Origin of the sequence: Saccharomonospora sp. NPDC046836 (assembly GCF_040645195.1) — a bacterium.
Classification (GTDB): Bacteria; Actinomycetota; Actinomycetes; order Mycobacteriales; family Pseudonocardiaceae; genus Prauserella_A.
Map to the genome: position 1 here is coordinate 1 of NZ_JBEYXW010000126.1, position 1,519 is coordinate 1,519.

A 1,519-nucleotide genomic window follows, 5' to 3' on the forward strand; every position below is an offset into this window, starting at 1 on the left:
CGTTGGTGGCGTTGCATCTGGCGGTGGCCGCGTTGCGCAGGGGTGAGTGTTCGCTAGCGTTGGCGGGTGGGGTGACGGTGATGGCGACGCCGTCGTCGTTTGTGGAGTTCAGTCGTCAGCGGGGTCTGGCTCCGGATGGGCGGTGCAAGGCGTTCTCGGCCGGTGCGGATGGCACCAGTTGGGCTGAGGGTGTGGGTGTGCTGGTGGTGGAGCGGTTGTCGGACGCGGTGCGCAAGGGGCATCGGGTGTGGGCGGTGGTGCGGGGTTCGGCGGTGAATCAGGACGGTGCGTCGAGTGGGCTGACGGCGCCGAACGGTCCGGCGCAGCAGCGGGTGATCCGTCAGGCGCTGGCGGATGCGGGGGTGTCGGCGGCTGATGTGGACGTGGTGGAGGCGCATGGGACGGGAACGAAGTTGGGCGACCCGATCGAGGCGCAGGCGTTGCTGGCGACGTATGGGGAGCGGCCGGCGGGCCGTGAGCCTTTGTGGTTGGGGTCGTTGAAGTCGAACATCGGTCATACGCAGGCGGCTGCGGGGGTGGCGGGTGTCATCAAGATGGTGATGGCACTCCAGCAGGGGGTGCTGCCGAAGACGTTGCACGCCGAGCAGCGCTCTCCGCATGTCGACTGGTCCTCGGGCGCGGTGGAGCTGCTGACCGAGGCGCGTGAGTGGCCGGTGGTGGGCCGGGAGCGGCGGGCAGGGGTGTCGTCGTTCGGGATCAGCGGCACGAACGCGCATGTCGTACTGGAACAGGCCCCGAAACCGCAGGAGCGGGTGGTTGCCGGTCCGTCTGTCGCTCTCGGGGGTTCGGGTGTGGTGCCGTGGGTGGTCAGTGGGCATACCGCGGAGGCGTTGCGGGGGCAGGCGGGGCGGCTGGCCGAGTGGGCGCGGGCTGCCGACGATGCCGACACGGCTGCGGTTGCCGGGGCGCTGGTGTCATCACGCTCGGTGTTCGAACACCGGGCGGTAGTGCTGGGGAGCGATCCGAAGGCGCTGCTGACCGGCCTGGAGGAGGTCGAGCGCGGCACACCCGGTCGGGCCACGACGACGGGAACGACGGACGCTGCTGGTGGCGGGGTCGTGTTGGTGTTTCCGGGGCAGGGGTCGCAGTGGCTCGGTATGGGGCGTGAGCTGTACGCGTCTTCACCGGTTTTCGCTGCGCGGGTTGATGAGTGTGCGGGGGCGTTGGCGCCGTTCGTCGAGTGGTCGTTGGTGGATGTATTGCGTGGGGTGGCGGGGGCCGGGTCGTTGGACCGGGTGGATGTGGTGCAGCCGGTGTCGTGGGCGGTGATGGTGGGGCTGGCGGCGGTGTGGGAGTCGCTGGGGGTGGTTCCTGGTGCGGTGGTGGGTCATTCTCAGGGTGAGATCGCTGCTGCGGTGGTGTCTGGCGCGTTGTCGCTGGAGGACGGTGCGCGGGTGGTGGCGCTGCGCAGTCGGGTGATCGGTGAGGTGCTGGCGGGGCGCGGTGGGATGGTGTCGGTGGCCGCGCCGGCAGGAGAGGTGCGCGCGTGGTGTGAGCC

At 70.1% G+C, this 1,519-nt stretch carries 1 protein-coding gene; it reads left to right on the forward strand.

From position 1 onward, the window contains the following. On the forward strand, nt 1–1,519 hold a 1,519-nt coding region (locus ABZ863_RS35655; RefSeq protein ID WP_358544206.1), incomplete at both ends, for a type I polyketide synthase.